Consider the following 23744-nt stretch of genomic DNA (forward strand, 5'->3'; position numbering starts at 1 on the left):
ATTCCTTACACTGATTGCCCATTGGTGGTCTTAACGGGTTGATACACTTCAACTTTTCCGCTATTTGCAGATGAAGGCACGCCCGTTGGGGACAATTGTTCTTCAGGCGCCACATTGTTACCAATTTTGGCTTCAAATTCTGGTAAAAAGTATTTTAACGCACTTTGTAATGGCTCAACCGCACCCGGTGCGTGGGCGCAGAAGGTTTTACCTAACCACAAATCTTTAGTCAATTGGCGCAATACGTCAATATCGACAGGTTGACCATTGCCTGTATCGATGGCATGCAAGGTTTTGACCCCCCATGGCAACCCATCACGGCAAGGCGTACACCAACCGCAGGATTCACGGGCAAAGAATTTTTGCAAATTGAGTGACAGTGACACCATATCTTGCGATTCATCTACCACCATAATCAAGCAGGTACCTAAACGGCTACCCGCTTTCATGATGGGTTCAAAGTCCATTGGCAGGTCTAAATGCTCGTCACTGGCGGTTAAAAAGTCAGTTGACGCACCGCCTGGTAACCAAGCTTTTAATTTACGCCCATCTTTCATGCCTTTGGCATAATCAAAAATAATTTCGCGAGCGGTAGTACCAAATGGCAGTTCCCATAGCCCTGGGTCATTGACTAGACCTGAACAACCCATGATTTTAGTGCCGGGGTTTTCTGATTTGCCTTGTGCCAAGCCTTTATACCATTCTACGCCATGCAGCATGATACCCGGCATGTTGTTTAAAGACTCTACGTTATTGACCACAGTGGGACGACCCCATGCCCCTGATACTTGTGGGAAGGGGGGTTTGGTACGTGGATTGGCACGGCGACCTTCAAGCGAGTTAATGAGCGCAGTTTCTTCACCACAGATATAACGACCTGCACCGGTATGCACGTGTAAATCAAAGCTATAGCCTGAACCTAAGATATTATCACCTAAATACCCTTTGGCACGGCACTCATCCAATGCATTATTTAGGCGTTTGGCGGCTTCAATATACTCACCACGGATAAAAATATACCCTGCGGTTGCACCAATGGCATAACCTGAGATTATCATCCCTTCAATCAGCTGAAATGGTAGGCGCTCCATCAATAGACGGTCTTTAAACGTGCCTGGCTCCATCTCATCTGCGTTACAAATCAAGTAACGAGGCCCGCCATCGGGTGGCGTCATAAAGGTCCATTTAAGACCTGCATTAAAGCCTGCACCGCCACGTCCACGCACGTTGGCATCTTTAATCATGTTGCCCACTTCTTTGGCAGATTTGGCCAAGGCATTTTTTAGACCTTCAAACCCTTTTAGGCTTTCATAGGTTGCCAAATCTAGCACTGAGTCATAATGCGCCAAACGCCAAGTCAGGGGCTTGGTCTCACTGGTGGCTGTCGCTTTATCACCATAAATAGGAATGCTTTGCTCGCCCAATTGACTGGGTGATTTGCCAATTTTTCGATTATTAATTTGACGGGTTATATTCATGCGTATTGCTCCAGCAATTCAGCAATCTCTTCAATTTGGACAGGACCGTAAGTATCTTCATCAATCAAAACCGCTGGACCTTTATCACAGTTACCCAAACAACAAATGGGTAACAAGGTAAAACGATTGTCTGGGGTAGTTTGACCAAAACTAATACCTAAAGTGCGCTCAAAAGCTTGACCTAAATTCTCGCCACCTACCAAATAACAACCAATCGAGTCACAGACCAAAATCACATGACGACCAACTGGTGAACGGTAGATACGGTTATAAAACGTGGCAACCCCTTCCACATCGGTGACTGGGATTTTTAAGATATTAGCAATCGCGTTGACTTGTGCATCATCCACCCAGCCGTTACGGCGCTGGACAATTTTTAGCGCATCAAGTGATGCCGCGCGGCTTTGTGGGTAGTGATGCATAAATTCATGAATGTCGTGAATTTCTGCTTCGGTTAGAATGCTTGCGACATCCACCTTTGGGGTTTTATCAGTTACAATCTTCATCGGTGGTTTTCTCCTAACGGTCAACGTCTGCCATAACAACGTCAATTGACGCTAGATAAATAATTAAGTCAGATACCAAGCTACCATTAATGACTGACGGCATTTGCTGTAAGTGCGCAAAGGTCGGTGTACGAATGCGGGTACGGTAACTCATGGTTGAGCGATCAGACGTAATATAATAGTTGGTAATGCCTTTCACCGCTTCCACCATAAAGGAGGACTCGCCTTCTGGCATGACAGGACCCCACGATACTGAAATAAAGTGGTTAATCAAGGTCTCAATGTCATTTAAGGTGCGGTCTTTGGGTGGTGGGACAGCCAGTGGGTGATCGGCTTTGTATGCGCCCATTGGCATGTTGTTGAGACATTGCTCAATGATACGCAGTGACTGACGAATCTCTTCAATTTTGACCAAACAGCGGTCATACGCATCGCCATTAAACTCAATTGGCACTTCAAAATCAAAATTTTCATAGCCAAGATAAGGACGCGCTTTACGCACATCGTAAGGGATACCCGTGGCACGAAGTCCATGACCTGATACGCCCCAAGCCAGTGCAGATTTAGCATCATATTGGGCAACGTTTTGGGTACGCAGTTGTAGTACCTTGTTTTTCATGGTGGCTTTGACGTATTCATCGATACGTTTTGGCATCCAATCTAAGAATTCACGAACCAGTTTGTGCCAGCCGTTTGGCAAGTCCATCGCGGTACCGCCGATCCGAAACCACGCTGGGTGCATACGATAACCGGTTACCGCTTCAATCACATCATACGCTTTTTGACGGTCGGCGAACATATAAAATACTGGCGTCATACCGCCCGCATCCTGAATGAAGGTGCCCCAGTACAGCAAATTATTGGTGATACGGAAGAACTCACTCATCATGATACGAATGGTATTTGCGCGATCCGGCACCGTGATGCCTGCCAGTTTTTCCACTGACATGATGTAGGGCAACTCATTCATCACCCCACCAAGATAATCGATACGGTCAGTGTAAGGAATAAATGAATGCCAAGTTTGGCGTTCGGCGATTTTTTCAGCGCCGCGATGGTGATAACCAATGTCTGGGATACAGTCGATGACTTCCTCACCGTCTAACTGAAGCACAACGCGAAAGGCACCGTGCGCAGAAGGGTGGTTAGGACCCAAGTTTAGGAACATAAAGTCTTCGTCACGGCCACTACGTTTCATGCCCCACTCTTCTGGAACAAATCGTAGATTCTCCTGCTCAAACATCTGCTTGCCTTTATCGAGATAATAAGGCGGCACTTCAGTTGCACGAGAGGCGTATTCTTTACGCAGTGGATGACCTTCCCAGTATTTTGGCAATAAAATACGGGTTAAATGGGGGTGACCATCAAAGGTAATGCCAAACATATCCCACGTTTCGCGCTCATACCAGTTGGCATTCGGCCAAATACGGGTTGCCGTTGGGATGTGTAAGTCAGATTCTTTGAGCGCCACTTTGATGCGGATATCCGTATTGCGCTCCAATGACATTAAGTGATAAAACACGGTGAAATCACTGTCAGGTAAGGCATTGCCATCCCTATCTTTACGATGCTGGCGTAAGCGCTCATCAATCGCTGAGATATCCAGTAACATCACGTAAGGCTGTGGCAAGGTGCGAAGGTACAGGAGTACTTCGATGACCTGTTCACGGCTGACCCAAATAGTGGGAAAAGCGTCAAAGGTTTTTTGTACAACAAACTGCCCCTCAAACTTGCGATTTAATTCTGCAATCACTGCTGGGACATCAGTTTGTGCTTGATTATCAGTTACCGTTACCATGAGTGGCACTTTCCTCATTCACAATTATTAAGAAGGTAGTTGAATACCTTTTTTTGTTTTGAATGCAATTCGATAAGCTTTTACTTAGCGAAAATTCATCCTAAATCTATCCAGAGACTTACTCTAGCATTAATCAATGCTCTAGCATTAACCAATCTCTAGCATTAATCAATGTTATCTGGGCTGCGTAGATTTTTGACCGCGATGCGATCGGCTTGTTTACGGTCACGTTCTGGCTGCATGACAGGTTGGTAGATACCTTGGTCATTGACATGAATACCGAGTGGACGACGTTCTTTAGTAATCGATTCTTGCAGCAGCATGATGGCTTGAATCAAGGCTTCTGGACGGGGTGGGCAACCAGGGATATACACATCGACGGGAATGATTTTATCAACGCCTTGCACCACTGAATACACATCGTACATGCCGCCTGAGTTGGCACAGGCACCCATTGAGATGACCCATTTAGGCTCAAGCATTTGCTCGTAGAGACGCTGGATAACAGGCGCCATCTTCATAAAGCAAGTACCTGCCACAATCATCACGTCAGCTTGGCGCGGTGACGCACGAATAACCTCAGCGCCAAAGCGCGACAAGTCATGCACGCCTGTCAATGTCGTTGCGTACTCCACATAGCAGCACGAGGTGCCAAAGTTAAATGGCCACAACGAATGCTTACGGCCCCAGTTGGCAAGGCTATGGGTCAAATCTTCTAATCGCGTCATGACGACGTTTTTATTGACTTCCTCTTCGTCAATAATTTGACGGGTTTGGTCTGGAAATCTGTCGGCATCTGGATTGGCTTTGGTTAATGTATATTTCATAATGCTCGATCACCTTGATTTTTAAAGCAGGATTTCGCTGTATGTCACTACAAATGCAAAAGACCTTGCAACATAGATTGCAAAGTCGGGTTATTATTTTACCGCGTTATTGTTTGGGTTTTGGTTCATTGCGCCAGACAACTGGGCCGGGATTTTACCAGTAGGGTCAATTTCTAACTCTTCAACACCATTAAAGCGGGTAATATCCGCCAGATTAAAGCCCGCAGGCGCAGCAGCCAAACGTTTTGGTTTTGGCTTTTTGTCTGCAGGTGACCAGTTAAGTGCCCCTAGTTTAAGCAGATAATATAGACCGATTAACAGCTCTACCACAAACAGCACAACGGTCCAAAATCCCAGCCAACCTGCTTCTCTGACCGATACCGCATAGGTATATAGATATAATGCTTCTAAGTCAAAGATAACAAAGAAGATAGCGACGATATAGAATTTTGCAGATAAACGGATTCTGGCAGAACCAGCACTGACCACACCCGACTCGAAATTTTCTTGCTTTTGAAAGCCTTTAGAAGTACCACCTAACAATCTTGGTACAACAAGCATGAAAATACAAAGTCCTATGGCTGCCAAAATAAATACAATTGCAGACCAATCAATGACTGGAATCATGAGGATACTCCTGGGCAATACGACTAACCGTTACATGGGTTAAGCAATTCAAGTTGGGACGATATTTTTGATACTTCCACCAAGCCCGTCTGGCTCAAGCGTAATATCACAAAGACGATGGCAGATAACGTCTTAAGAACTATTTTCCTTAAGATTACCTCGTACCAGCTAACAAGCTGCCCCGCTGCACATCCATTGACCATTATTGTAATCGGTGAGTGATTGGCTAGTTACTAAACAGGCTAGTCAAATATATTGCTAAAACCACGATGAAAACCTAATATAAAGTAGCATTACATCACTTTATAAAAATGCGTATTTTAACAAAAGTAACTATATATTGCTGTTAACTGGCTAAAACACAGATAGTTTACTCATTTTATGTAAAAAATGCTAGTAGCAGGCTTCAATCTTCCGGTAATTAACCGTTAATTAAATAGCAACACTTTAGCAAAAAAACCCTGCCATAAGCAGGGTTTGTCAGCCAAAAATCATTTAAACAATTCATTGAATGAAATAGTTAACTACTTATTGGTTAATCACATCAACGCCTTTAGGTGGTGTGAAGCTAAATTGATTACTGGCAATTGAAGCATTGCGTTTCACATTGGAGAATCGAATAGTGGTGGTTTGTCCCAAATTATCATTTAATACCATCATCACAGGATTACCGCTATTAAAAGCGATGCCTAAGCTTTTAAAGTTGGCATTGCCATTTTTTGGGTAGAGCACATAATAATTTTTTGAGGCAATCGGCTGGGTCACATTAAAACTATTGGCGATTTTGCTTGGGTCACCTGACAAAATCAGTGCTGGGGTATCCCCGACTTGATTGCTCACGCTTTGCTTGGTCGCTTGATTTAAGTCTTTATCGTACACCCAAAGCGTATTGCCATTGGCAACAATCAGTTGCGACGCTGTACCATCAATCTGCCAACGAAACTGGTTTGGACGTTGCACCGCCATAGTACCTGAGAAATTCTTTGATGCTTTACTTAAGCCCTTGCCGCCTGCCCCAGAGGTGGTTTGACTAAAATTGGCGGTCATGCTTTTGACATTTTTAAGTAGGTTGTTTAAGTTTTTTGCCGCGCCCGCTGAGTTGGTAACAGCGGCATTGGCTGATTGCATGGCGACGGTCATCGGCATGCTAGTAATCAATAGTGCTGATAATGTACCTGTGACTAATTTTGTGGCTAATTTACTGATAATTTTATTGGTAGATGTTGTCATAGTAGGTTCCTCATTCAATAAAAATTGTTAAAAGCTTAGCAAAAGTATTCAAAAATAATATTAGCCCAACAGGCTAATCAATAAATTAAAAATTAACAAGTTAAGCTAAATTCGCTGACCGATATTGTCGCTAAATTTTTCTTACCCTACTAGACGCCCCATGCAATGATTGTTGTTGAAGTTGTAACAAATGTAACAATAGCTGAGTGATAAGAAAGTTTTTACTAAGCACTGGCTTGGCACTGACTTGGTAATACCAAACCATTGAAAACCATCCAAAGCCCGTTAAGACACTTGACTATAAGCAATAAAAAACCCAATAAGTGCGACTTATTGGGTTGATTTGTTTAACAACAAGCTGAGTGATTATTCAGCTGCGCCTTCAACAAATACGTAGCGACGATTGAATTTACCTTTAACGGCAAATTTTACGACGCCGTCAGTTAAAGCAAATAATGTATGGTCACGACCCATACCTACACCTTCACCTGCGTGAAATTCTGTACCACGTTGACGTACAATGATGTTACCAGCAACAACTTGTTGACCGCCAAAGATTTTTACGCCAAGCATTTTTGGGTTTGAATCACGACCGTTACGGGTAGAACCTGCGGCTTTTTTATGTGCCATGTCGATGTCTCCTAGAGATTAATGTGTTTGAAATAGTCAATTAAGCAGTGATTGCTTTGATTTTTAACAAAGTATACCATTGACGGTGACCTTGTTCTTTATGGTAATGTTTACGACGTTTGTGTTTTACAATACGTACTTTCTCGCCACGACCATGTTCTACTACTTCAGCTTCGACCACTGCACCGGCAACCACAGGTTGACCAATTTTGATATCGCTGCCATCAACGACCATTAAAACGTCTTCAATTTTGATGGTATCGCCTTTTTCAGCTTTTAGTAATTCAACTTTTAAATATTCATCTTGAACGACGCGATGTTGTTTACCACCACTTTTGATTACTGCATACATCTTGGTTGCTCCAATAAACCCGTACACCGTGGCTACCAAGGGCGATAACACTTCTACGACGGATACACAGGGAAATATAAGGTCGCGATTTTAACGTTTTTATTGTTTAAAATCAAGTAAAACTTCACGGATGCGGGTGCGATTTTGGCTGATAAATTATTGCGCGTTTCTCAACGCCATGTATGCTGAGTAATACAAGTCGCCAATAAAAATACACAGCTATAACTTACACAAAAAACGGCAGTATGGTATGATTTTGCCGACTTTCACCACAAGCCAAATTTCACGAATTTTCACTCCAAGCTTTGAGCCAACCTATGCTAGACAATCAACAATCAAATCCTACATCCACTGCTATCAATGCTGATGTCATTAAAGACAATAACAGCACGCCTGTCACCTATCAGCAGATTCAATCTATTATCGCTGACGATTTCGAGATTATGGATAAGCAGGTGTATGGCAGTCTAAGCTCAAAAGTCAAACTGATCATGTCGGTGAGTCAGCATGTCATCAATGCAGGCGGTAAGCGTATGCGCCCGCTTATTTCGCTGCTTTGCTCACGTATCTGTAACGATCAGCCATCACAAGCTGCCATGCATTTGGGCGCAATCACCGAAATGCTGCATACCGCAACGTTAGTACACGACGATGTGATTGATGCGTCAGGCATGCGCCGTGGTAAGCCGACCGCAAATGCAACGTGGGATAATGCAACGGCTGTACTGGTCGGTGACTATCTGATTGCCCGTTCATTTAATCTTTTGGTGGGTTTTGGCTCGTTGCCGTTATTGCAGTTATTCTCAGATGGCACCTGTGATATCGCTGAAGGGGAAGTATTGCAGCTACAACATCAGCATGACCCTAAAGCTACCGAAGCTGATTATATGAAAATCATTGACGGCAAAACCTCTCGGTTATTTATGATGGCAAGTCAAGGCGTGGCTATTTTGGAAAATCGCCCTGAATACAATGACGCCTTCGCCAAATTTGGTCAGCACTTTGGTAATGCTTTTCAAATCATTGATGATATCTTAGACTTTGTCGGTGACAGTGAGGTGCTCGGCAAAAACGTGGGTGATGATATCGCTGAGGGCAAGCCAACCTTGCCGCTGATTAAAGCGCTTGAAATGACCACGGGTGATACGCATGAAAAATTACGGATTGCCATTCAGACAGGGCAAGTGCAAGATACGGGCGAGATTATTGGGATTGTCAAAAACAGCGGCGCACTGGCGTATTGCTGTGACAAAGCGATGCAAGAAAGCGAGATTGCTAGACAAGCCGTGCTGACCTTACCTGATTCACGATATCGCCAAGGTTTACTCGATTTGATGACGCTTGCCAGCCAACGGCTTTATTAATTGTTAATAAAGGCTGTGTGGTGATCAGTTTGATGTCCAATTCGATGGGCGGTAAATAATACGTCATTAAATCGTCATACAACTTTGCTAATTTTTGATAGATTTTTGATTAATAGTTTTGTGATTGATGGCTTTTTGATGGTTAGCTTTAAGATTATGGATGCTGTATGTCTAATACTATCCCCTCTTCATTATCAGATATTAAACAACAACTTATCGAAGATAAAGCCAAAAAAACTCAAGAACTATCGGCATTAGATACCATTCAATCACTTGCCACCATCGACCCTGCTAACCCTGCCACCATCGACATTAAATTTCGACCTTCCAAACACGCGGATTTTATGCAAGCCGCCAAGGTACACACCCCAAAGTATAAATTCTACGTTGAAGTCGGTGGCGATCCTGCTCACCCTACCATCGTACTGATTATGGGGCTAGGCGCGCAAAGCTTGGTATGGCCCAATGAATTCTGCTATGCGCTAATCACTGCTGGATTTCGGGTCGTGCGATTTGACAATCGCGACATAGGCAAATCCAGCAAACTTAAGCACAAAAAACTAACCCCCGCTCATGATTCGCCTATTTATAAAGCCAAATTGCTCGGCAGATTCGGACTGGGTTTACCGCTTAAAAACCTGCAAACACCGTATGATTTGTACGACATGGCAGAAGATGCCTATCAACTGCTCAAAATGTTGGGCATCAAAAAATACTTTGTGATTGGTCAATCGATGGGCGGTATGATTGCGCAAATCATGGCGGTGCGTTATCCACACCAAGTAGAAAAATTGGGACTATTATCCACCAGTAATAATCGACCCTTTTCGCGCCCGCCCGCCATTGAAGCCATCAGGGCCTTTACCCAGCCACTACCCAAAAGCCAAGATGCGGATGCATTGACCCAGCAGTTCGTGCAAACCATCAAGACCATCGCCAGCCCCGATTACTTTGATGAACAAGCGGCGCTGAGCAAAGCTAAAAAACTGTTTAAACGGCGTTTTTATCCGAAAGGCACGCAGCGGCAGTTACTGGCAATTTTGGCGACGGGGTCACTGGTCGATATTGACAAACAAATCCACCAACCCACCCTCATCATTCATGGCAAACAAGACAAACTCATTCCATTTAGTCATGCCTATTCGCTTGTCAAGCATATTGCGCACAGTCAATTGATACTCATTGATGAGCTTGGTCACGACATGCCACTTGCCCTGACAGAACAACTGGCAAGCCAGTTTATCGCGCATTTTAGTTACAATGCGCTAATCAATTGATTGTGATGCGAAAATTAACTCATTGTGATGATAAGCATTTGCTCCCATTCAACCTTTAAATCGGCTGGGATTGGCAAATCTTTTTCAAAATAGTATTTAAAACTTGCCATAAAGATAGTTGCCATCATGGTGGCTTGGTAATCAATCGCCTCAGCCGTCAAATAGTCTGTCGCCTTTTGTTTTTTAGCCAGTTCAATAAAGTTTTGTTTACCCATCAAAAACATATCATGATAAAGATTGTGGTGTTGGGTACGGATTTTCCACAGGGCAAGCATCTGTTGGCGGCGTTCAAACATTTTTTGTGAATGATTTTCCATAATCATTTGTAGCATTTGACTATCGGCATTGAGCCTGTCTTGAAATAGCTGGCTGACTTCCTGCTTGAAATCATCAATCATCTGCCCAGCCAAATCACCCTTACCACTGTAATATTTATAAAAAGTAGCGCGATTGACTTTGGCGCGCTCCAAAATTGCTTGGATTGTTATATCGTTGTACTCCTGCTCGGACAACAACATAATAAAGGCTTCACGGATGGCTTTATGGGTTTTGACAACACGTAAATCAGGTGACTTGTTACGACTTAAAGTCATGCGCAAATGCTTCCTTATTAAAAAAATCTATCAATGGCTTTGACATTTTAAAATTTTTATCGATACAAATAGGTAATAATTGTTGCTTAAACACTTACTTTGTTTAATATTGTTGGTTTCGCAATCTAAGATTTTTTTTTAAAATAATGGCTGCCGATAACTGGTAGTAATGTAGCTATCATTTAGTTATCCTAAAGTTTTGTGTCTTATCGTAAATATTGCAACAACAATGTCGCATTTATTTTATAATATTTTTTTTAAAATTCCCTACTTTTTATGAGGTTGGTATGAGATACCCAGTGTTGTTCATGGTGTCATTAGCGAGTTGTAGCTTATTAATCGGGTGTAATAAGTCAGACACAGCAGCCCAGCAACAAAGTGGCGGCGGCGGTGCAGGAGCACAGGCGCAAATGCCACCCACAATAGTCAATGTACAGCCTGTAACATTCCAAACGATTCCACTTACCAAAGAGTTATCAGGTAAAGTTGTCGCCTATCAAGAAGCCACCGTTACGCCGCAAGTATCAGGTATTATTGACCGCCAGTTGTTTCGCGAAGGCACTTTTGTCAAACAAAATCAGCCGTTATATCAAATCAATACCGATAGCTACACCAGTGTACTTGCCGGTAGTCGCGCAAGCCTTGATCAAAGTCTTGCCAGTGTCAATACCGCAAAAGCCAACTATAATAATGCCTTAGCGGTGCTAGAAACCCGCCAAGCCGAACTTGCGCTGGCTCAAACCAATTTAAACCGTCTAAAACAGCTACGCGGTACTGAAGCTATCTCCAGTCAAGAATATGACCAAGGGGCGACCGCCGTGCGTACCGCGCAAGCAGCGGTTAAAAATGCGCAGGCGCAAGTCGGGGTGGCACAAGCCAATATTGATGCTGCCCAAGCAGCGGCTCGCGGCGCACAACAATCAGTGAATAGCAACCAGCTCACCATGAGCCGTACTGTGGTTAAAGCGCCTATCAGTGGTATCACCAGTCGCTCAAATGTCAATGTCGGTGCGCTTGCCACCGCGGGCACGACGCAGATGGTAACTGTTTCTCAGCTCAATCCAATTTATGTCGATATCAGTCAGTCAGCCGCCGAGTTATTGGCGCTTCGTCAGCAATTTGCGGCTGGTAAACTTAGCACACCGCGTACCGCACAGGTTCAGTTAAAGCTCGCTGATGGCTCAACCTACCCGATGGTGGGGCAACTTCGCTTTGAAGAAGCTAAAGTGGATAGTACCACAGGCACGGTTAATCTGCGTGCGGTATTTAGCAATGATAACTTTGTGTTGTTGCCCGGGATGATGGTGAATGCCCAGTTGATTCAAGGTATTATCAATAATGCGGTATTATTGCCACAAAGTGCCATTAATCGTACAGCCAAAGGTGAATCAACCGTGTATGTGGTTGACGCCAATAATAAAATCCAAGTACGCCCAGTTACGGTTCAAGGTACCCACCAAGGTCAATGGATTGTCACTAGCGGTCTAAAACAAGGTGAGCAAGTGGTGATGGTTGGTGGCGCCAAAGTCAAACCAGATCAGCAAGTCAAAGCCATGCCTTATGTGGCATCGCAGCCAGCCTCAACCGCGGTACCGACCAATGCTTCTACCACGACGACGACCAAAACGACCGTAACAAATAGCTCAACTACCGCCAAAACTGCGCAACCATAAGCACGGGAGATATCATGTCACGCTTTTTTATTGATAGACCCATCTTTGCTTGGGTGATTGCCATGCTCATCATGCTGATGGGTATCTTAGCAATTTTTAAATTACCGATTGAGCAGTATCCACGTATTGCCCCACCTACCATTAGTATCTCAGCCACCTACCCAGGTGCCGCTGCCCAAACCATTGAAGACTCCGTCACTCAGGTGATTGAGCAAAAAATGAAAGGGCTTGATGGATTGATGTATATGTCCTCAAGTTCATCATCAAGTGGCGCTGCGCAAATTACCTTGACCTTTGAGAACGGGACAGATCCCGATACGGCACAAGTCCAAGTCCAAAACAAACTGCAATCTGCCATGAGTTCGCTACCAGAGATGGTGCAGCGCATGGGGGTCAACGTCAATAAGTCCACGAGTGGCTTCTTGATGGTACTGGCGATGACATCTGAAGATGGCAGTATGGATCGTGCCGATATTGCCGATTATCTCAACTCTAACGTGGTTGACCAGCTCAGCCGTGTCGAGGGTGTGGGTAACGTCAACGTGTTTGGCTCTGCGTATGCCATGCGTATTTGGCTAGACCCTGAAAAACTTCGTACCTATGGTTTAATACCCTCGGATATCACCAGCGCAATTCAAGCGCAAAACGCGCAAGTATCAGCCGGTCAGCTAGGACAAACGCCGACTGACGAAGCCCGTCAAGCCATTAATGCCACAGTGACCGTGCAAAGTTACTTACAAACCCCAGAGCAATTTCGTAATATTTTGCTTAAAAGTAATACAGATGGTGCGCAAATTCGCTTGGGTGATGTCGCCAAAGTGGAAATTGGTAGTGAAAGCTACAGCGAGATTGCCCGCTACAATGGCGAAGATGCGGCAGGTATCGGTATCTCACTGTCATCTGGCGCCAATGCTTTAAGCACACGTAACGCCGTAGAAGCCAAACTCAAAGAGCTTGAACCTAATTTTCCTGCGGGCTTAAAAGCCTCGGTTGCTTATGACACCACGCCATTTGTACGTTTGTCGATTGAGGAAGTAGTCAGAACACTTGCTGAAGCGATTGCGCTGGTATTCTTAGTGATGTTCTTGTTTTTACAAAGCTGGCGCGCAACGATTATTCCTACGTTGGCAGTACCTGTGGTAATACTGGGTACGTTTGGTATTTTGTACGCATTTGGCTATACCATCAATGTGTTGACGCTGTTTGCCATGGTGTTATCCATCGGTCTATTAGTCGATGACGCGATTGTCGTGGTCGAAAACGTTGAGCGTTTGCTGGAAGAAAATCCAGACATGACGCCACTGGAAGCCACCCGTGAATCGATGCGCGAAATCAGTAAAGTGGTGATTGGTATTGCCTTGATTTTGTCGGCGGTATTTTTACCGATGGCATTCTTTGGCGGCTCAACTGGGGTGATTTATCGCCAGTTCTCAGTGACGCTTATCAGCAGCATGGTACTATCTGCCCTAGTTGCCTTGATTTTCACCCCTGCCCTATGTGTGACTATCCTCAAACGCACTAAAGCCCATGACAAACACGGCGGGCATCAGACCGGTTTCTTTGGCGCATTTAATCGCATGTTTATGCGTCTTAGTAAAGGCTATGAAAGCTTTGTGGGTCGCAGTATCAAAATGCGCTGGCTATATATGATTCCTTATGCCTTGGTGATTGCGGCATTGGTGTTCTTATTTACCCGTATTCCAAGTTCATTTATTCCCGAAGAAGACCAAGGTGTGCTGTTGACATTGGTGCAACTGCCTGCCGGTAGTACCCAAAATCAAACGCAAGCGGTTATCGAAAAGGTCAACGCCTATTATAAAACCCAAGAAAAAGACCTTGTGCAGTCTGTATTTACGGTCAATGGCTTTAGTTTTGCCGGTCAAGGGCAAAATATGGGATTGGCATTTGTACGCTTAAAAGATTGGGATGAGCGCCCTGGTAAAGAAAATACCGCGCAATCGATTGCCAAACGTGCCATGGGTTATTTTATGACCCAAGTGAATGAAGCCCAAGTATATGCCATTTCACCGCCTGCTATTCAAGGTTTGGGTACGGCAACGGGTTTTGATCTGCAGCTACAAGACTCAGGCAACTTAGGTCACGAAGGCTTATTGCAAGCCCGTAACATGCTACTGGGCATGGCGGCGCAAAATAAACAAGTCAGTGGCGTGCGTCCAAATGGACAAGAAGATTCACCCCAATATAAAGTCAACGTCAACTATGATGCTGCTGCTGCGATGGGTGTCGCGCCGAGCCTGATTAACAGTGTTCTTAGTACCGCTTGGGGTAGTAGCTACGTCAATGACTTTATGGATCGTGGTCGTATCAAAAAAGTGTATATGCAAGGTGAAGCTGAGAGCCGTACCACCCCCGAGGACATCAACAAGTGGTATGTACGCAACAGTGATAATCAGATGATTCCGTTTAGCTCATTTGCTACCGGTGAATGGCAGTATGGTTCACCTACGCTAACGCGTTATAACAGCTTGTCATCAATGAACTTACAAGGCAACGCAGCGCCAGGACTGAGTACCGGTCAAGCGATGACTGCGATGGAACAAATGATTGCCAAACTGCCAAAAGGCATCAGTTATGAATGGACAGGTTTATCATTAGAAGAGAAAAAATCTGGCGCGCAAGCACCGATGCTGTACGCGATTTCGATTTTAGTGGTGTTCTTATGTTTAGCCGCGCTGTATGAAAGCTGGTCAATTCCCTTTGCAGTGCTACTTGTTGTGCCACTTGGGGTATTGGGTGCTGCACTGTTTACGGGTTTACGTGGGCTTTCAAACGATATTTATCTGCAAGTGGGTCTGCTGACCGTTGTCGGTTTATCTGCCAAAAATGCGATTTTGATTATTGAATTTGCCAAAGAACGACAAGATTTGGGACATAATCTATATGACTCGGTTACGGTCGCTGCTCGCCAACGCTTACGCCCGATTATCATGACATCATTGGCGTTTGGTATTGGTGTGGTGCCCTTATTTTTGGCAACGGGCGCAGGCTCAGGTAGCCAAAATGCGATTGGTACAAGTGTGTTAGGCGGCGTGGTCAGTGCAACTATCCTAGGGGTGTTCTTTATCCCAATGTTCTATGTGTGGATACGCTCACTGATTAAAGGTAGCAAACCGCATGACCCCAATGATGGTAATGATGGTGACTTACAACCCGTATCACCTTACTCGCCTAATCCTGCTGAACCTGTCGCTGTCACACAGCCCACACAGGTGAGTATCTACAAGCCTGATGACAGTTCACAATCCAACCATCAATAAGACATAAATGGGTAAACATTTTACCCATTTAATCTTTTACAATAACAAACACATTATGTTTATACAGGTAAGTTATATGGATTCTACCTTTCGCCTAGTACCCCTGACCGCTATAGTAGCTACTCTACTATCGCTCAGCGCTTGTCAAACCATTCCAAAAGCCAAAACTGAGCCTGTCGTAGCACAGCCGCATATCGCAATTAATCAGCCTTATGAAACCTATGACAGTCAGACTGTTAGCGGCACCAATCAGCCGAGTATCGCGTCTCAGCGTTGGCAGGATTTTTATAGTGATGCCAAGCTAAAACAACTGATTCAATTGGGGTTAGACAATAATAAAGACATCAGTGCCACGATTTTGGCGATTCAAAAAGCCCGCGCACAGTACCAAATCCAAGACATCGCCGATGTGCCCACTATCAATTCATCTGCCAATGTAAATCGTGCAGGTGATTTTAAGGGCAATGCTGCCAACACTTATAATGTTGGACTAGCCATGTCAAGTTACGAGTTTGACTTTTGGGGACGTATCGCTAGCCTCAAAGATGCCGCCTTACAAAACTACCTTGCGACCACCGCTGCCAAAGATGCCGCGCAAATTAGCTTGATTAGTAACATTGCGCAAAGCTATGTGGCATACAGCTATAGTCTGGCACAACTGCAACTTGCCAAACAAACCTTAGCTACGCGCCAAGATTCACTTCGCATTAACCAGCTGCGTTTTAAAGCAGGTCTTGATTCGCAGCTAACTAGCGTACAAGCCCAAGCGGCGGTTGAAGCCGCCAAAGTGTCTATCGCCCAAGCACAAACCAATTTGTTGACCAACCAAAATGCCCTACGCTACCTAGTAGGCGCCCCTGTGGATAATAGTCTACTACCTGCAGCGGGCATTAGTAGCATCACCAATAATCGTATTTTTGGCACGGGCTTACCCAGTGATTTGTTATTGTATCGTCCTGATTTGCGTCAAGCGGAATATAACTTAAAAGCTGCAGGCGCAAATATTAACGCCGCGCGCGCCGCGTTTTATCCAACCATTAGCCTATCCGGCAATGTGGGTGCTGCCAGTTCAAGCTTAGGCGATTTGTTTAAAACAGGCGCATTTAGCTGGGGTTTTGGACCGAGTGTGAGCTTGCCGATTTTTGATGCAGGTCTACGTAAAGCCAACTACCAAGTGAGTGAAATCGAGCAACAACAAGCATTAAATACTTATGAAAAAGCAATTCAAACCGCTTTTAAAGAAGTCAATGACGTATTTGCCAATCGTGCAACGTTAAATCAGCAGTTGACCGCGTACAACCAGTCGCTCGCTGCTAACCAAAAATACTATCAAATTGTTCAAGCCCGCTTCAAGGCAGGTCTGGACAATTATTTGGGCGTATTAGATGCACAGCGTTCGATTTACAGCAGCCAACAAAGTATTCTAAATACCAAGCAGTCGCAATTGCTCAGTCAAATCCAGCTATACCAAGTTTTAGGTGGCGGCGTGAGTCGCGATGTACCGCTCGAAACACCCATAGAAAAACATACGAATTTCAGCACCAAGTTGTCGCAGGTTGCCAATAATGCCCAGCAAAAAATTACTGATGCAGCGCAGCAGCCTGCCCAAGTTAGCACTAACACGACCTCAACAACGACCACCACAACCACCGTGCAACCCTAATACATTAGACCTAGCTCATTAGATCTAGTGCATTAGATTAGCCATAAGCTGTTATAGTAAAAAACCCACATCACTGTGGGTTTTTTATGGGTTTTTTACTATAAATGGCTGTTTTAAAACGCATAACTGGCGATGCCATGCGCGATGAGTTTTCCTTCATCATTGACCAACATCATCCGCGTGGTGCAGCCTTTACGTCCCATACGCATCACTTCGGCTGTGACAATGAATTCATGACCGCGCCCAGGGGCTAGATAATCAACGCGCAAATCGACGGTTGCCATGCGTTTGATTTTTTTGGTCTGCTCTTCAAACGTGCCTTGGTCACGACGATAGATTTCAAGCATGCCTTCGAGCCCCCCAATGGTATCTAATAGCGTCGCCGTCATACCGCCATGCAAAATCTCAAAATTTGGATTGCCGATGAGGGCGGGATTGGACTTGACCTTACCATATACTTTGCCATCTTCATAATGATAGGTAGTAAAGGTATGCGCCACAAATGGGCTTTGGGACATGATGTTGGCGAGCTGCTGCCCTAGCACATCAATACTAGGTTTGCTGATGGCGTGATGCTCACTGTCTTCATTGAGCTGCAATTGCGACTCGTTTGCCAAATCAGAATGCTCGTCATTTTCTTTAGACGTCATGTCAGTCATGTTAGTGCTATCAGTCGATGACTGAGCGGCTAATTGATTGGCATTTACAGGGTTTAAACTCACGGCGCCCTCCATGCGTAAGTAGATTGTGGTAAGATAGCTTTTTAAAAAATCATCATTCTAGCAAATTTTGCTTATTTATCCTTATACAATTTCTGCGTTACTTGATAACGTTACTTAATAATAAGTATCACTCGATAATAAGAGGTTTTTATGAGTTATATTTTTAATCGTTCATTCCCCAATACTCGCTTACGTCGCCTACGTTACAACGACAATATCCGTGCCATGGTGCAAGAAACCAGCATTGAACCCAAGCATCTGATTGCGCCCGTGTTTGTCATTGATGGTAAACAGCAGCGCCAAGCTGTGGCAAGCATGCCAGGTGTTGAGCGTTTGAGCGTGGACTTGCTGATTGAGTATGCCAAGCAACTACTCAGTCTAGGCGTCACCACCATTGATTTATTCCCTGTCATTAGCCCAAGCCTAAAATCGCTACATGCTGAACACGCCTATGATGAGAATGGTCTTGCCTGCACTGCTATCAAAGCAATTAAAGACGCCTTACCTGAGATGGTAGTGATGACTGATGTGGCACTCGACCCTTATACCACCCATGGTCAAGATGGTATTGTCGATGACAATGGCTACGTGCTCAATGACATTACGGTTGACATCCTCGCCAAACAAGCCCTGAGCCATGCCCGTGCAGGGGCGGATATCATCTCGCCAAGCGATATGATGGATGGGCGCATTGCCGCGCTACGCCAAGCATTGGATGGAGAAAATTTTATTAATACCGCCATTATGGCGTATTCTGCCAAATACGCGTCTGCCTATTATGGACCGTTTCGTGATGCCATCGGCAGCGCAGGCAACCTTAAAGGCGGACACAAAAAACAATACCAAATGGATTTTGGTAATCGCGCTGAAGCCCTGCATGAAGTCGCCCTCGACATCCAAGAAGGCGCTGACATGGTAATGGTAAAACCAGGTCAGCCTTATCTTGATTTGGTACGTGAGGTCAAAGATACGTTTGGCGTGCCGACTTATGCGTATCAAGTATCAGGTGAATATGCCATGCACATGGCGGCGATACAAAACGGCTGGTTAAGCGAGGATGTTATTTTGGAATCGCTGTTAGGGTTTCGCCGTGCAGGTGCCGACGGTATCTTAACTTATTTTGCAATGACGGCTGCCCAAAAGCTCAATCAATAATGTTCTAAAACTTGATTAAAACTAAAGGCGACACTGGTTTATCAATCAATGTCGCCTTTTTTGTGATGTTACACTCGTTAACTTAAAGACATCGAGCGCTATAACGAGGCCTATAAAAAATTACTTAATGTCATAGATAATAACAAATCTGTTAACTTTAATTATTTTTTTACCCATTTATTTACTAAATAGAAACTTAGTTTATCCCTCAATTTCATGCACAATAAGGTAAAGCAACAATATACACTTTTATTTACCCCTATTGACTAAGCTTACTAATTTTGGACGAGCCTTTTTTGACATCACTTTTAGCGTTTTGCAATAATTGATTACTTTTTGGCATTATATTTTTGAAAAAAATAAGCAGATAATGGGGTTAATAACAAATAGAAGAAGAGAGTGGTATCTGCTAGCTGATTAATCGAGGATAAGATGATGAGTAATGCACCAATTGCTAATAGTTCGATTGCTAATAGCCCAATCAAAAATGCCATGATGGCAGTGGCTATGATGTCATTTTTGGCACTCAGCTTTAAACTGTCAAGCGATTTGACAACGGATACTCAGCCATCGATAAGTCCGACTGATGCGGTTGTTAGTACCTTAAATCAGCCAAGCCAACAGGTGGTATTGTCTACTCATAATTAATATATTGTTATCAATTCAATTAATAGAAGATGCGATGCCGCATCTTTTTTTATGCCACTCATTGACAACCACTGGCTTAGCTATTTTTGCACGGATTATTTCTCAAAATTTTACCGCCAACTATGTCCTCATCTTTTGCGCTTTAGACTATAATAGTCGATTGTCCATTTTTTACTGAGCAACTTTTATTAACGGTGGAAGCGACTATGAGCCAATTAAACCCTCGCCAACAAGAAGCCATGCAATATGTCTCTGGACCCTTGCTGGTACTGGCAGGTGCAGGTTCGGGTAAAACATCTGTGATTACCCGTAAAATCGCTTATCTGATTGAAGAATGTCAAATGCCAGCCGAGCGTATCACCGCGGTCACCTTTACCAACAAAGCGGCTCGCGAGATGAAAGCCCGTGTGCAAAAATTATTACCGAGTGACAAAACCAAAGGCTTAACTGTCTCGACTTTTCACCAATTTGGCTTGCAGTTTTTACGTTACGAGTTATTGCATACGCCGCTTAAAGGCAATTTTTCCATCATGGATGCCGAAGATAGCAAGCGGCTGTTGATGGATTTGATGGTGCGAGACAACATGAGCGGTGCTGAGAGCCGCGAATTGGTTGGTAAAGCTATCAAAATGATATCCGATTGGAAAAACGATCTCATCCCCCCTGAAAAGGCAGCGGATACGTTGACTGACCCTGAAGATATGCTATTTGCAACGCTGTATCAACTCTACGAGCGTAACCTACGTGCCTACAATGCGGTGGATTTTGATGACTTAATTGTAATGCCGACACGGCTGTTGCAAGAAAATACCCAAGTACGTGACAAATGGCAAAATCGCATACGCTATCTATTAGTAGATGAATATCAAGACACCAATACCGCGCAATATGAATTGATTAAACTGCTAGTGGGCGTGCAGCCGCGTTTTACGGTGGTGGGTGATGATGACCAATCCATCTATGCATGGCGTGGGGCAAAACCTGAAAATATGGCACTGCTGCAAGAGGATTTTCCCAAATTAAAGGTAGTTAAGCTTGAGCAAAACTATCGCTCTACGTCGCGTATTTTGCACGCTGCTAACTCAGTGATCACCAATAATGAGCATTTATTTGAAAAAAAATTATGGTCAGATAAAGGGCATGGCGAGCTGATTCGCATCATCAATTGTCGTAACGATGATGATGAAGCAGAGCGCGTTGCCAAAGAAATCATCACCCACAAACTTCGCAATGCCAATGAATGGCAAGATTATGCGGTACTGTATCGTAGTAACTTTCAGGCGCGTATGTTAGAAGCTCAGCTACGTCAGCTGCAAATTCCTTATAAGTTATCAGGCGGCACGTCGTTCTTTGCCCGTAGTGAAATCAAAGACATTATGAGCTATTTGCGCTTGATTCTAAATCCTGAAGACGACAGTGCCTTTTTACGGATTATCAATACCCCAAAACGTGGGCTTGGACCTGCCAGCCTTGAAAAGCTCGGACTATTTGCCCAAGAACACCAAGTCTCACTATTGATGGCAAGTGGTCATAGTGGACTGACGCATGTGTTACCCAAAAAAGCCAGTGGCGAGCTTAAAGAATTTGCTGATTTTATCGAGCGTTACACCCAAGAGCTATACCAGCATCCCGACCCTGTGCCGCTGGTCAAGCAAATGATTGATGAAACTGGCTATATTGATTTGGTACGAAGCGAAGCAAAAACCCCGCAGCAAGAAAAAATTCGTATTGATAATATCGAAACCCTATACGCCAGTATCCAAAACCTGATTAACCGCGCGGATGATGACGATGATCGCACCATTGATGCAGTCATTCGTAAGCTTGTGTTACTTGATATGCTTGAGCAGCAGCAGGAAGAGGAAAATACCAATAAAGTCAATCTGATGACACTACACGCCGCTAAAGGGCTTGAGTTTGATTATGTCTATATCATGGGACTTGAAGAAGAACTATTACCGCATAAAAACTCCATTATTGCTGAATCCATCGAAGAAGAACGACGCTTGATGTACGTGGGGATTACCCGTGCCCGTAAAGAGCTGACCATGACAATGGCTGCCCAGCGCCGTGCAGGCGGTCAAATGAAAACCACCACCCCTAGCCGATTTATCGACGAGTTGCCGACAGAACATATCGATGCCCCTGGCATGAAAAAATCAGCGGCAGCGCATCAACCCAAGAAAACCGCAGAGGATTATTTGGCCAATATTCAGGCGTTACTCAAAAGCAAAGCTGCCAAATAATTAATTGATAAAAAAAACGGCATAGCAGAAAAGGCGTAAAAAAAGGGCAAAAAAGGTAACTTTAAGCCCTTTTTTTATTGAAAAACAGCCTGTATGACAAATATTTGACCCAAACGCCCAAGTAGATGTAACTAAATATTTCCTAAAAAACAGGTATTTGATAGGAGATGTAACAAAAAATTTCAAATAGGTAGCTTAGTTACCTTTTTGGCAAATTTCATTTCATAACTTAACTTCCGACCTGTTAAACACAGACAGTAATCTAAATTTATTTTGCTATGATGGCTTTAACAAAACAAGCAGGGCAATATTTGAATTCCAAAGATTCAAATTAACTTAACTAATAATTTTACATGGCTTGTTGTGATACTTTTCAAAAAACTTCTGAAGGAGAAGACGATGAAAACTTTAAATAAAACCCTTTTAGCCTTAATTGCAGGTACAGTTGTGACTGCAGGTGCAAATGCTGCACTTTACCAAACCAATACTGTTGGCTACACCGGTCAACCCTATGTCGGTGTAAAAGCGGGTCAATTTAATACTGATGCTGACCGTTTTGATGCTGACAACCAAACGGCTTATGGTGTGTATGCAGGTTATAACTTTACCCCTAACTTTGGTGCGGAAGTTGAATATGTAGATTCTTCAAAAGAAGATTTAAAATATCGCGGTACGAAAGTAGGTGAAATTAGCACTAACACTGCAGGTTTATATGGCACTTATAAATACCAATTCCCAGCATCGAATGTTTATGCCAAAGGTAAACTAGGTATTGCGCAAACCCAAGTTGATTTTGGTGATGATAAATATGACAAGTCGGGTGTAGCAGGTGGTGTCGGCTTAGGTTATAACCTTTCACCAAATGCATCTGTAGAAGCTGAATATACGCGTCTGCCTTCAGTTGACGTAACAAATAATGTTTCAGTTGATACAGACTTAGTCACTGTCGGTGCTCACTATAAATTCTAATTGAATTGCTAATTGAATTAATAGATGAATACTGGATATCAATACAAAAGAGTAGCTTATGGCTGCTCTTTTTTTGGTTTCTTCTTTTTGGTTAAGAAAACTTACTTTGGTATTCGCTCAATATGGTGCCATTTAGGTTTATAATATAGGGGTTTTTTACAATTTTTTATAAATTCAAGATAAGTTGGTGAGCATGAAGCAAGTACAAGTCAAGATTTTAAACCCCAAAATTGGTAATGATGATAAATTTCCCCTACCTCATCGCGCAACAGACGGCTCGGCGGGCATAGATTTGCGCGCTTGTATCGATGAGCCTATCACCATAAAAGCTGGTGAAAGCCAGTTGATTGGTACAGGACTCGCCATCTACATCCAAGACCCGGATTATGTCGGTTTTATCATGCCGCGCTCAGGGCTGGGACATAAGCATGGCATTGTACTGGGTAATCTGACGGGTGTGATTGATGCGGATTACCAAGGCGAATTAATGGTCTCTATCTGGAACCGTAGTCAAACCGATTATGTGTTACAACCTAGCGAGAAAATGGCGCAGTACTTGGTCGTGCCGATTGCGCGTCCGACTTTTGAGATTGTAGCGGAGTTTTCTGATATCAGTGTACGCGGTGAAGGCGGCTTTGGCTCAACGGGAACCCATTAATTGTTACCGTTTTCTCATTTTTTTTTAACAATTTATAACAGAGTATTTAA

20 protein-coding genes are annotated in these 23744 nt (G+C 43.9%); 10 read left to right on the forward strand and 10 right to left on the reverse strand.

The genetic code is table 11. The annotated features are described in order from the left end of the window. Window positions 1-5: 5 nt before the first annotated feature. The 8 genes from nuoF to rplU form a co-directional block, all read right to left on the reverse strand. Window positions 6-1478 carry an NADH-quinone oxidoreductase subunit NuoF gene (gene nuoF, locus RTR63_RS00255; RefSeq protein ID WP_135889009.1) on the reverse strand — a complete coding sequence of 491 codons (1473 nt, stop codon included), beginning with the start codon at window positions 1476-1478 and terminating at the stop codon, window positions 6-8. Further along, window positions 1475-1984, reverse strand: a complete 510-nt coding sequence (gene nuoE, locus RTR63_RS00260) for an NADH-quinone oxidoreductase subunit NuoE (protein WP_076774498.1) — start codon at window positions 1982-1984, stop codon at window positions 1475-1477. The genes nuoF and nuoE overlap by 4 nt, the downstream gene beginning before the upstream one ends. A 13-nt stretch (window positions 1985-1997) precedes the next feature. Next, a complete protein-coding gene (gene nuoC, locus RTR63_RS00265) occupies window positions 1998-3782 on the reverse strand; it encodes an NADH-quinone oxidoreductase subunit C/D (RefSeq protein WP_282849162.1) in 1785 nt (594 codons plus the stop codon). 164 nt (window positions 3783-3946) lie between these two features. After that, window positions 3947-4609: a NuoB/complex I 20 kDa subunit family protein gene (locus tag RTR63_RS00270; RefSeq protein WP_007115468.1), complete on the reverse strand. Its 663-nt coding sequence runs from the start codon at window positions 4607-4609 to the stop codon at window positions 3947-3949. 93 nt (window positions 4610-4702) lie between these two features. Then, on the reverse strand, window positions 4703-5236 hold the full coding sequence (gene ndhC / locus RTR63_RS00275; RefSeq protein ID WP_159374373.1) for an NADH-quinone oxidoreductase subunit A: 534 nt from the start codon (window positions 5234-5236) through the stop codon (window positions 4703-4705). A gap of 528 nt (window positions 5237-5764) precedes the next feature. Then, window positions 5765-6466, reverse strand: a complete 702-nt coding sequence (lolA, locus tag RTR63_RS00280) for an outer membrane lipoprotein periplasmic chaperone LolA (protein WP_312522012.1) — start codon at window positions 6464-6466, stop codon at window positions 5765-5767. 366 nt (window positions 6467-6832) lie between these two features. After that, window positions 6833-7096, reverse strand: coding sequence for a 50S ribosomal protein L27 (gene rpmA / locus RTR63_RS00285; protein WP_036591251.1), 264 nt, complete (start codon window positions 7094-7096; stop codon window positions 6833-6835). A 40-nt stretch (window positions 7097-7136) separates the two neighbouring features. Next, window positions 7137-7448 (reverse strand): 50S ribosomal protein L21, encoded by a 312-nt coding sequence (rplU, locus tag RTR63_RS00290; RefSeq protein ID WP_007115464.1) that lies wholly within the window; start codon window positions 7446-7448, stop codon window positions 7137-7139. Window positions 7449-7891: 443 nt separating this feature from the next. Here rplU and RTR63_RS00295 point away from each other — a divergent pair, with 443 nt between their 5' ends. Next, the gene (locus RTR63_RS00295) at window positions 7892-8812 is read left to right on the forward strand and encodes a polyprenyl synthetase family protein (protein ID WP_312522127.1); all 921 of its coding nucleotides are present in this window, start codon (window positions 7892-7894) and stop codon (window positions 8810-8812) included. 167 nt (window positions 8813-8979) lie between these two features. Further along, window positions 8980-10089 carry an alpha/beta fold hydrolase gene (locus RTR63_RS00300; RefSeq protein ID WP_312522014.1) on the forward strand — a complete coding sequence of 370 codons (1110 nt, stop codon included), beginning with the start codon at window positions 8980-8982 and terminating at the stop codon, window positions 10087-10089. A gap of 14 nt (window positions 10090-10103) precedes the next feature. On the opposite strand, the gene RTR63_RS00305 is transcribed toward RTR63_RS00300, so the two are convergent. Next, window positions 10104-10682, reverse strand: coding sequence for a TetR/AcrR family transcriptional regulator (locus RTR63_RS00305; protein WP_312522016.1), 579 nt, complete (start codon window positions 10680-10682; stop codon window positions 10104-10106). A 287-nt stretch (window positions 10683-10969) separates the two neighbouring features. Between RTR63_RS00305 and RTR63_RS00310 the strand changes: the two genes are divergently transcribed. The 3 genes from RTR63_RS00310 (at window position 10970) to RTR63_RS00320 (ending at window position 17296) form a co-directional block, all read left to right on the forward strand. Further along, the gene (locus tag RTR63_RS00310) at window positions 10970-12355 is read left to right on the forward strand and encodes an efflux RND transporter periplasmic adaptor subunit (RefSeq protein ID WP_312384301.1); all 1386 of its coding nucleotides are present in this window, start codon (window positions 10970-10972) and stop codon (window positions 12353-12355) included. 14 nt (window positions 12356-12369) lie between these two features. Next, window positions 12370-15633, forward strand: a complete 3264-nt coding sequence (locus tag RTR63_RS00315; RefSeq protein ID WP_312522018.1) for an efflux RND transporter permease subunit — start codon at window positions 12370-12372, stop codon at window positions 15631-15633. A gap of 76 nt (window positions 15634-15709) precedes the next feature. Then, window positions 15710-17296, forward strand: coding sequence for an efflux transporter outer membrane subunit (locus RTR63_RS00320; RefSeq protein ID WP_312522020.1), 1587 nt, complete (start codon window positions 15710-15712; stop codon window positions 17294-17296). Window positions 17297-17409: 113 nt separating this feature from the next. On the opposite strand, the gene RTR63_RS00325 is transcribed toward RTR63_RS00320, so the two are convergent. Continuing rightward, the gene (locus tag RTR63_RS00325; RefSeq protein WP_312522022.1) at window positions 17410-18018 is read right to left on the reverse strand and encodes a thioesterase family protein; all 609 of its coding nucleotides are present in this window, start codon (window positions 18016-18018) and stop codon (window positions 17410-17412) included. Window positions 18019-18168: 150 nt separating this feature from the next. On the opposite strand from RTR63_RS00325, the gene hemB reads away from it, so the two are divergent. From hemB to dut, 5 genes are all read left to right on the forward strand, one after another. Further along, window positions 18169-19173: a porphobilinogen synthase gene (gene hemB / locus RTR63_RS00330; protein WP_312522024.1), complete on the forward strand. Its 1005-nt coding sequence runs from the start codon at window positions 18169-18171 to the stop codon at window positions 19171-19173. Window positions 19174-19608: 435 nt separating this feature from the next. Beyond that, window positions 19609-19821 (forward strand): hypothetical protein, encoded by a 213-nt coding sequence (locus RTR63_RS00335; RefSeq protein ID WP_284034360.1) that lies wholly within the window; start codon window positions 19609-19611, stop codon window positions 19819-19821. Window positions 19822-20027: 206 nt separating this feature from the next. Then, window positions 20028-22067, forward strand: coding sequence for a UvrD-helicase domain-containing protein (locus RTR63_RS00340; protein ID WP_312522028.1), 2040 nt, complete (start codon window positions 20028-20030; stop codon window positions 22065-22067). Window positions 22068-22466: 399 nt separating this feature from the next. Continuing rightward, on the forward strand, window positions 22467-23036 hold the full coding sequence (locus tag RTR63_RS00345) for a porin family protein (RefSeq protein WP_312522029.1): 570 nt from the start codon (window positions 22467-22469) through the stop codon (window positions 23034-23036). A 193-nt stretch (window positions 23037-23229) separates the two neighbouring features. Next, window positions 23230-23694 (forward strand): dUTP diphosphatase, encoded by a 465-nt coding sequence (gene dut / locus RTR63_RS00350; protein WP_065252349.1) that lies wholly within the window; start codon window positions 23230-23232, stop codon window positions 23692-23694. Window positions 23695-23744: the final 50 nt, after the last annotated feature.

Origin of the sequence: Moraxella sp. CTOTU47724 (genome assembly GCF_032014955.1) — a bacterium.
In the GTDB taxonomy this organism is placed as follows: Bacteria; Pseudomonadota; Gammaproteobacteria; order Pseudomonadales; family Moraxellaceae; genus Faucicola; species Faucicola tetraodonis.